Genomic DNA, 8,362 nt, shown 5'->3' with positions numbered 1-8,362 from the left:
GGATCAGGCCGTGCTGCACGACCGACGACATGGTGATGACGTCCATGTTGCCGCCCGAGAGGATCGACACGACCTTCTTCCCCGTGAAGTCGAGGTGGCGAAGTGCTGCGACGGTGAGAAGCCCCGAGTTCTCCACGATCATCTTGTGGTTCTCCACCATGTCGAGGAACGCCACGATGAGCTCCTCGTCTTCGACCGTGATGATCCCGTCGAGGTTTCGCTGGAGATAGGGGAAGATCTTGTCGCCCGGCTCCTGCACGGCGGTGCCGTCGGCGATGGTGCTCACATGCGGCAGTTTCACGACATGCCCCGCCTCGAGCGAGGCCTTCATGCATGCGGCCCCCGCAGGTTCTACGCCGATCACCTTTATGTGCGGATTCAGAAGCTTGACCAGGGTCGATACTCCCGTGGCGAGCCCGCCGCCGCCGATGGGCACCAAGATGTAGTCGACAAGCGGCAGCTCCTGCACGATTTCCATCGCGATGGTGCCTTGGCCGGTCGCGACACCCAGGTCGTTGAAGGGGTGCACGAAGGTGAGCTCGCGCTCCTCGGCCAGCTCGAGCGCGCGGGCGTAGGCCTCGTCGTAGACGTCGCCAGCGAGCACGACCTCAGCTCCGAGCGCTTTGGTGCGCTCCACCTTGATATAGGGAGTCGTTGCGGGCATGACGATGGTGGCGGGCACGCCGTAGCGCTGCGCCGCGTAGGCCACGCCCTGCGCGTGGTTGCCGGCCGACGCGGTGATGAGGCCGCGTTTGCGCTCGTCGTCGGTAAGCGTGCTGATCTTGTAGTATGCGCCACGCACCTTATAGGCGCCGGTGCGCTGCATGTTCTCCGGCTTGAAGAAGACGCGATTGCCCGCGATTTCGCTGAAGTGCGGGCTCTCAATGAGCTTGGTCTCCTGGGTGACCTCGCGAACTTTGTGGGCCGCCTGCTCGAAGGCGGGCAGGGTGAGCATTTCCTGAGCTTCGTCCGACATCGTTTTTCCTTGCATTTCTCAATGGTTCATAAGCGTCCATCACTATAATCGTCACATGCGAGAAAACCGCGCAACATTTTCCGAATATGGCGAACTTTAGAAAGAAGGCACAATATGAAAACCATCTCCACCACAAATGCGCCGGCGGCGATCGGTCCTTATGCCCAGGGCAACATCACGGGCGGTCTTCTGTTTGCGAGCGGCCAGATTCCGCTCGATCCCGAGACGGGCGAACTTGTGGGCTCGACCATCGAGGAGCAGACTGCGCAGGTCATGAAGAACGTGGCCGCGATCCTCGAGGCAGCCGGCACCGACTTCGACCACGTGGTGAAGACGACGTGCTTCTTAAACGACATGAACGATTTCGCCGCCTTCAACGCCGAGTACGCGAAGTCCTTCGGCGAGGTGCGCCCCGCGCGCTCGGCCGTGGCGGTCGAGAAGCTTCCCAAGGGCGCGCTTGTGGAAGTCGAAGTGATCGCTGAGGTGAACTAGCCTTTTCGCAGGAGCGGTTCGGCGTATAATGGTGCTGCAGGGTTCGCGTGCGAGCATTGCGCGAACGGTCGTTTGAAAGGAGCACCTCATGCTGTACAGCAAGATTATGGTTCCCTACGATGGTTCCGAGCACGCGAAACACGCCCTCGAATACGCGAAGGGCTTAGCGGCAATCTCCGATGCGAAGATCGCGATCGTGCACGTGGTGCCTTCGGGCGTCATGGGCGTCGACCAGATCGGCACGGAGGGCTCGCTTGACGGCGTCCCGTTCGGCATGCTGAACTACGAGCAGTACGAGGGTGTGGTTCGGGCAGCACTTGACCAGGCGAAAGAGAAGGTCACGGAGAACTTGGCGGGCCTTGTTGAAGACGTCGCCGACATCGTGACCATCGATGTTGTTGCAGGAACTGCCCCCGCCGAGGCGCTTGCGCGCTACGCTGACAAGAACGGCTGCGACTTGATCGTCATGGGCCGACGCGGCCTGGGCGCCATTCGCGGCATGCTCGGAAGCGTGAGCTTCGGACTTCTGCGCTCGACGGAAGTCCCCGTTCTGACGGTAAAATAGGTAAATAGGATTCTAACTTTCATGACTGCACTTGATTTCTCGACTCTCGCGGGTGAGGGAGCAACGATTCGCCTCGCCACCAAAGAGGACATTCCCGCCATCTGCGACCTGCGCGTCGCCCAATCGCTCGAGTACTGGGGGGTGAACCCCGGCCAGTCGGAGCTTGCCCATTTCCGAAGCGAGACTGAGGCTCATCTCAGACGCACGCTCGGCGAACGCGTGATGTTCTTGTTCGTCGAGGAGGACGGCGAGATTGCGTCTATGTCCGGCGTCGAGGTGTTCGATCGCCTGCCGACCTTCGGCGGCGTGTCCGGCGTTCAGCGTACGGCGACGGTGGTTGCCTGCTACACGCGCCCCGAGTTCCGCGGTCACGGGCATATGGCTGCCATGTTGAGCGCGTGGCCGCTCGTTGCGATGCGCGCGGGGGTCGATGCGATCTATGTGGAGACGCGCAACGCGACGATGCGCCACGTTGCCGAGAAGACCGGCTACGAGCACGCCTCCGATCGCTTCAGGATGACGATCGAAGTGGAAGTCGACTAAAGATTGCCGACTGAGCACGGCTGACGTTTGCGAACTGAGCCTTCATGCGGCGATAGGGGTTGGGCCCCTATCGCCGCTGTGCGTTACGGGGCTCTTGTGCGAGGGGCGGCAAATTCCCGACCCCTCCCGCTACCCGATGAGGGCGCTGTGGAAGAACAGGGTCGAGTTGAGAAGGTCGTCGAATGCGGCGAAGACGACCTTCTTTGTTTCGCGAAGCGACATTCCCTGGGCGCGGCATTGGCTGAACATGCCGAACAACCCGTTGCACACGAGCGCCGCCGTGAGTGGCGAGGGGTATTTCGGCTCGAGCGCGTTGCGGTGATTCTGCACGTAATTCTCCACGACACGCACCACGTGGTTGAAGCATGCCGAATGCAAGTAGGGATTCTTCGTCGACGAGCAGTGGATGAAGATACCGTCTCTCTGTTCGAAAACGCTGAAGATGCAGGTCAAAAGGTTGTGATAACTGTTGGTCGGAATCTTTCGCGGATTGTTCTCCGCCTGGAGCTCGCGATAGCGTTCCTCGGCCTTCGCCATGTCGTCGCAGAACAGCTCGTCGGCGAGGGCGTACTTGTCGTCGTAATAGGTGTAGAAGGTGATGCGGCTTACGTCGGCGGCCCGGCACAGCTCGGTGACGGTGATCTTCTCGAAGGGCATGGTCCCGAGCAATTCGACGAGCGTGCGCTTGATGGTGCGCTTGGTTTTCACGACGCGCTTATCCATATCGACCTCACATTACGTCGTAACTGTATAAGTAACTGACATTCTGTCGGGCATTGTAGTTGTTGCAGCAATCGGTTTGGCGTACCTTTAATGCGAAACAGATAAGCTACGGAAAACCACCGAGCGCTGTCGGCATCAGGCGCGCACGGGCGGCAAGGGGGAACTATGGTGCGCAGGGTCGTCGTCGACTCTTCGGCGAATTTGTTCGTCGCAGGTACGCAGGATATCGTGTCGGTTCCGATGAAGGTGCGCGTGGGGGAACGGGAATTTCCCGACGACGAGAACCTCGATGTGGGGGAGCTCATCGAGGCGTTCTCGGACGAGGCAGCCGAATCGAGTACGTCGTGCCCGAACATCGCGGAATGGACATCCGCGTTCGCGGGCGCGGACGAGATCGTCGCTCTTGCCCTCACGAGTAAGATTTCGGGCGGGTACAACTCGGCGCAGGCCGCCGCGAAGCACTACCTGTTCGATCACCCCGAGGCGAAGGTGTTCGTGCTTGATTCCTTGACGACCGGCCCCGAGCTGGAACTTCTCGCACAACGCGCCAATGAGCTCGCGCAAAGTGACATGGACTTCGACGATCTGACGCATGAGCTGCGCCGTTACGCCTCGCGCACGCATCTCATGTTCTCGCTTGAGCGCATCGACAACTTCGTGCGCAACGGACGTGTGAGCCCGATTGTCGCGAAGGTTGCGGGCGTGCTCGGCGTGCGCATCGTCGGTCAGGCGAGCGAGGCGGGCGAGCTTGGCGTGCTCAACAAGGCGCGCGGAGAGAAGCGTGCGCTCAAGCAGCTTTTCGAGAACATGGAGACCGTGGGCTTCGTCGGCGGCCGCGTGCGCATCAGACACACCGAGAACCCTAAGATGGCAGAGGCTCTCGCGGCGAAGATTCGCGAGATCTGGCCTTCGTGCGACATCTGTGTCGGCGCCAACCGCGGTCTGTGCTCCTATTACTGCGAACCCGGCGGCGTTCTCGTAGGGTTCGAAGGGTAACCCAGCCCAATACCGCGATCCCCGCAGCCCCGCTTGTCCCTCGTTGGAATATGGGACAAGCGGGGCTTTTATGTTCCATAATGTTGTTGATTCCCACCGTTCAGAATAAAAATATTCGCGAATATAGCTGAACGACAACGATTTTCCTTGACTATATACTTATAAATAAATAACCTAAGTATCGGTACATCGAAAAGGGATATGACGATGCATGCTTGGTTTGGATTCGTGCAAGCCGGAGCTGCTTCGTAAAACGATGTGCTGCGGGCCTTCGCCTTTCGGCGGGGCTCGTATTCGACCACTTAATGGGAGGAACACATGAAGAAGCAGGTACGCTTGGTGCTGTCCGCCGTGCTCGCGCTCTCGCTCGTCGGGGCGTTCGCGATGTTCGGCTGCTCCAGCAGCAACACCACCACGGAGAAGAAGGACGATACCGCCAAGACCGAACAGGCCGAGCCGGTTGAGCTCCAGGTCTTCGCCGCAAACTCGCTCTCCAAGGCCATGGAAGACATCCAGAAGGCCTACATCGAGGACGGCCACGACAACGTCACCTTCAAGGACACCCAGTACAAGTCTTCCGGCGAGCTCAACGAGATGCTTGGCGCCGGCTCTTATGCCGACCTGCTTATCTCCGCTTCCAAGGGCTCCATGGACACCGCGGTTTCCAAGGGCTATGTGGACGAGTCCACACGCGTCGACATGTTCAAGAACGATCTCGTGATGGTGTCTAAGGAAGGCGCCGAGATGAAGGACGTCACGCTGCAGGACATCGCTGATGGCAAGTACACCATCTGCGTCGGCGACGACTCCGTTCCGGCAGGCAACTACGCTGCCCAGTCTCTCTCCACCGTTGGCGTGTATGCGCCGGCTGGCGACGACGAGGGCAAGACCGGCAAGGACATCACCGGAAAGGGAGGCTCCTACAACACCGATATGGTGAAGGACGGCAAGGTCGTTCTGGACACCTCCGTCGGCAACGTCTGCAAGCATGCGCAGTCCGGCGACGTCGACATCGCGTTCGTGTACACCTCCGACGTGTATCGCTTCGGTGGCGTGCAGGTCGTCGGTACCGTTCCGGCCGACACCCACAAGAACATCGTGTACCCTGGCGCCATCACCAAGAACTGCACGAACGTTGAGGCGACCCAGGAATTCCTGGATTGGTGCCTGAATAGCGAGAAGGCCCAGAAGATTTGGCAGGACTGGGGCTTCGAGTTGGCGTAGTATAATCTTCGCTAAGAAGGTTCGTCTTGAAGTAGCAATCTGGGGATGGGCGACGCGAATCGCTCATCCCCTTTCTTGTCCATGGGGTGCAAGGAGAAGGGGTTCCATGCGCGCGAGAAAGTTTATCGCAAGTCTTGTTCTGTCGGCCGCGCTCGCGGTTGGCGCGCTGCCGAGCGCGGCGTTCGCTGACGACGCGCTCGGCGATGTCGACAGCCCGCGAACGCCGACTGCGGCGACGCCAACGTCGAGCGCTGCCGATTCGGCTTCGAGTGAGTCTGCGTCGGACGCCGAGGCGACGACAAACGGCGTCGAAGTGTCGAGGGAGGGCTCGGCGGCTCTGAAGGACGGGGCAAGCTTTGCGATAGGCGATTTCTCGCGTGCTCAGAAGGGCTCGAACCGCGCGATCGACGGTACGTATTACGGGTATTCTTACCTGGTTGGCCAGGAAGAGGGCGCATTCGTGCAGGTGGTTGCGGCTGACAAGTACGTCGTCGCCTACGTTCCCGCTGCCGCGGCTGCGAAACTCGGCCTCGACGTGCGGAGCGCATCCGACCAGGCGCAGCTGAAAAGTTACTTCGTCGCGCTTGACGAGGGGCAGGCCATGGGGTCGGCCAAGCTCTCCGAGTACGACACGTGGTACTTCACAAGCGACACGACGTTCGGCAAAGATGGTGTTCGCTTCACGTTTGACCAGGTCATCAATGGCAATGTCTACGCAAGCGTCATCGGCGTCGACGGGTCTGACCTCACCGATTCGGAGAATTCCCTCTACATGAAGCCGTCGTTCGGGGACTTCGGTAAGCTCACCTCGCCTGACGCGGTGAGTATCGAGAAGGCTCCCGAGGGGCTCGCCGCCGTGGGCGAGTTCCTGTCGAACCTCGACTGGAGCCCTCTGTGGGTCTCGCTTCGCACCACGGGCATTGCCATCGTGTTCATCGTCATATTAGGTCTTTTGGCGGCGTATTTCTGCCTGAACCTTTCTCCGCGCGCGAAGAGCATCTTCGACGCCATCTTCACCATCCCGATGGTGCTGCCGCCTACGGTGTGCGGCTTCATCCTGCTGTTCGTATGCGGCTCGAACACGGCGTTCGGGCAGTTCTGGATCGACATAGGCTTCCCGCTGATCTTCAGTCCTGTAGCCTGCGTCATCGCGGCTGTGGTCGTGGCGTTCCCGCTCATGTATCGCAATGCGCTCGGTGCGTTCGAGGGGCTCGACCGCAACATGCTCGACGCCGCCCGCACGCTTGGCTGGTCGAACGCGAAGATCTTCCGCAAGCTGATGCTGCCCCTGTCGTGGAGCTCGATTGCGGCGGGCATGGTGCTCGCCTTCGCCCGCGCGCTCGGCGAGTTCGGCGCGACGCTGTTCATGGCGGGCAACTACATCGGCATCACGCGAACCATCCCGATCGCCATCTATTTCGAATGGATGAACGGCAACGATTCCACCGCGTGGTTCTGGACGCTTGTCATCATCGTGTTCAGCCTGATCGTCATCGTGTTCATCAACCTGTGGTCCAATCACACCACGAAGTACCGCAAGAGGGAGCAGAAGTAGATGAGCCTTGAAGTAGACATCCGCAAGAAGTTCAAGGGCTTCGAGCTGCATAACGCGTTTTCTGCCGGTACGGAGACGCTCGGCCTTCTGGGCGCGTCCGGCTGCGGCAAAAGCCTCACCATGCGATCAATCGCGGGAATCGAGCGGCCCGATTCGGGGAAGATCGTCGTGAACGGCACGGTGTTCTTCGACAGGGCGCCGGGCAAGAAGCCCAAGGTCGACCTGACGCCGCAGCAGCGCAAGACCGCGCTTCTCTTCCAGAATTACATGCTGTTCCCGAACCTGACCGTCGCGCAGAACGTGGCGGCGGGCATCGGCAAGGACGTGAGCGCGGCCGACCGCGATGCTGCCGTGGCGTGCGAGCTCAAGCGTTTTGGGCTCGAGGGCTTCGACAAGCGCTACCCGGCGCAGCTCTCCGGCGGCCAACAGCAGCGTGTCGCCTTAGCGCGCATGCTTGCGGCGCGTCCGGGAATTCTCATGCTCGACGAGCCGTTTTCCGCGCTCGACGCGCACCTGAAGAGCGTGCTCGAGCAGAATCTCGTGAGCCTGTTCGACGCGTTCGACGGCACCATCCTGTACGTGAGCCACGACATCGACGAGGCGCTTCGCTTCTGCGACCGCATCGCCGTGGTGGAGGATGGCCACGTCATGGAGATCGGCACGGGCGACGACTTGGTGAACAACCCGCAGAGCCAGGCGGGCATCAAACTTTCGGGGTGCAAGAACGCGACGCGGGCGGAATACGTGGACGACCATCGCGTGCGCTTGCCGCGCTGGGGCATCACGGTGGAGACGTCTCGCGAAGTGTCCCGGGACGTCAAGTGCCTCGGTATGCGTGCTTTCTATCTCGAGCGAGCTGACGGCCCTGGCGAGAACATCTACCGAGTGCGAGTCGATCGCGTGAGCGACTCGCGCTTCGAGCGCACGGCGCTTTTGGGATTTGTGGGAGTCAACCGCGACGAGAAGGAAATCCTCGATCGCAACGAGGACGAGATGAAGTACCTGCACCAGCACATGTTCTGGCGCGTGGACAAGCTGCGTGCTGATGAGGCGAGTCTTCCCAACGAGGGCGAGGAGCTGTGGATTCGCATTCCAAAGGATCGCGTCTACCTCGTGTCGCGGTAGCGTTAGCGCTCATTGGATGTGCGGTTGGTTGCGACTCGCATTCGGGCATGGGGCGTGTCCCGCGCGCAGTTCCGCAGCGAAGCGAGGACTGTTTGAGCACGGGATATGCCCCATGCCCGAATGCGGGGGAGGGGCGACCTCGTATTCCCACACCTGAATGTCT

9 protein-coding genes are annotated in these 8,362 nt (G+C 60.5%); 7 read left to right on the top strand and 2 right to left on the bottom strand.

Translation table 11 applies throughout. From position 1 onward, the window contains the following. A partial coding sequence (locus tag Q0G18_RS03510) for a threonine/serine dehydratase (RefSeq protein WP_297149521.1) occupies positions 1-976 on the bottom strand: 976 nt, incomplete at its 3' end. A 114-nt stretch (positions 977-1,090) separates the two neighbouring features. On the opposite strand from Q0G18_RS03510, the gene Q0G18_RS03505 reads away from it, so the two are divergent. The 3 genes from Q0G18_RS03505 to Q0G18_RS03495 all read left to right on the top strand — a co-directional run bounded on the left by Q0G18_RS03505 (position 1,091) and on the right by Q0G18_RS03495 (position 2,576). Further along, a complete protein-coding gene (locus Q0G18_RS03505) occupies positions 1,091-1,468 on the top strand; it encodes a RidA family protein (RefSeq protein ID WP_297149520.1) in 378 nt (125 codons plus the stop codon). Between the two features lie 88 nt (positions 1,469-1,556). Further along, positions 1,557-2,033, top strand: coding sequence for a universal stress protein (locus Q0G18_RS03500; RefSeq protein ID WP_297149518.1), 477 nt, complete (start codon positions 1,557-1,559; stop codon positions 2,031-2,033). 21 nt (positions 2,034-2,054) lie between these two features. Beyond that, positions 2,055-2,576: a GNAT family N-acetyltransferase gene (locus Q0G18_RS03495; protein WP_277012636.1), complete on the top strand. Its 522-nt coding sequence runs from the start codon at positions 2,055-2,057 to the stop codon at positions 2,574-2,576. A gap of 129 nt (positions 2,577-2,705) precedes the next feature. On the opposite strand, the gene Q0G18_RS03490 is transcribed toward Q0G18_RS03495, so the two are convergent. Next, positions 2,706-3,299: a TetR/AcrR family transcriptional regulator gene (locus Q0G18_RS03490; protein ID WP_297149515.1), complete on the bottom strand. Its 594-nt coding sequence runs from the start codon at positions 3,297-3,299 to the stop codon at positions 2,706-2,708. A gap of 165 nt (positions 3,300-3,464) precedes the next feature. Here Q0G18_RS03490 and Q0G18_RS03485 point away from each other — a divergent pair, with 165 nt between their 5' ends. The 4 genes from Q0G18_RS03485 (at position 3,465) to Q0G18_RS03470 (ending at position 8,199) form a co-directional block, all read left to right on the top strand. Next, positions 3,465-4,295: a DegV family protein gene (locus Q0G18_RS03485; protein WP_297149513.1), complete on the top strand. Its 831-nt coding sequence runs from the start codon at positions 3,465-3,467 to the stop codon at positions 4,293-4,295. Positions 4,296-4,613: 318 nt separating this feature from the next. After that, positions 4,614-5,519 (top strand): extracellular solute-binding protein, encoded by a 906-nt coding sequence (locus Q0G18_RS03480; protein ID WP_297149511.1) that lies wholly within the window; start codon positions 4,614-4,616, stop codon positions 5,517-5,519. A 106-nt stretch (positions 5,520-5,625) separates the two neighbouring features. Continuing rightward, on the top strand, positions 5,626-7,074 hold the full coding sequence (modB, locus tag Q0G18_RS03475; protein ID WP_297149508.1) for a molybdate ABC transporter permease subunit: 1,449 nt from the start codon (positions 5,626-5,628) through the stop codon (positions 7,072-7,074). After that, a complete protein-coding gene (locus Q0G18_RS03470; RefSeq protein WP_297149506.1) occupies positions 7,075-8,199 on the top strand; it encodes an ATP-binding cassette domain-containing protein in 1,125 nt (374 codons plus the stop codon). Positions 8,200-8,362: the final 163 nt, after the last annotated feature.

It is taken from the genome of uncultured Ellagibacter sp. (assembly GCF_934636505.1).
Classification (GTDB): domain Bacteria; phylum Actinomycetota; class Coriobacteriia; order Coriobacteriales; family Eggerthellaceae; genus Ellagibacter.
The sequence above is the reverse complement of the archived record's forward strand: the minus strand, read 5'-3'. Positions and strand labels throughout refer to the sequence as shown.

What these genes read in the sequence shown, in the direction of transcription:
- Q0G18_RS03505 (WP_297149520.1), top strand. Translation starts at nt 1,091, where the DNA reads ATGAAAACCATCTCCACCACAAATGCGCCGGCGGCGATCGGTCCTTAT.
- Q0G18_RS03500 (WP_297149518.1), top strand. Translation starts at nt 1,557, where the DNA reads ATGCTGTACAGCAAGATTATGGTTCCCTACGATGGTTCCGAGCACGCG.
- Q0G18_RS03495 (WP_277012636.1), top strand. Translation starts at nt 2,055, where the DNA reads ATGACTGCACTTGATTTCTCGACTCTCGCGGGTGAGGGAGCAACGATT.
- Q0G18_RS03490 (WP_297149515.1), bottom strand. Translation starts at nt 3,299, where the DNA reads ATGGATAAGCGCGTCGTGAAAACCAAGCGCACCATCAAGCGCACGCTC.
- Q0G18_RS03485 (WP_297149513.1), top strand. Translation starts at nt 3,465, where the DNA reads ATGGTGCGCAGGGTCGTCGTCGACTCTTCGGCGAATTTGTTCGTCGCA.
- Q0G18_RS03480 (WP_297149511.1), top strand. Translation starts at nt 4,614, where the DNA reads ATGAAGAAGCAGGTACGCTTGGTGCTGTCCGCCGTGCTCGCGCTCTCG.
- modB (WP_297149508.1), top strand. Translation starts at nt 5,626, where the DNA reads ATGCGCGCGAGAAAGTTTATCGCAAGTCTTGTTCTGTCGGCCGCGCTC.
- Q0G18_RS03470 (WP_297149506.1), top strand. Translation starts at nt 7,075, where the DNA reads ATGAGCCTTGAAGTAGACATCCGCAAGAAGTTCAAGGGCTTCGAGCTG.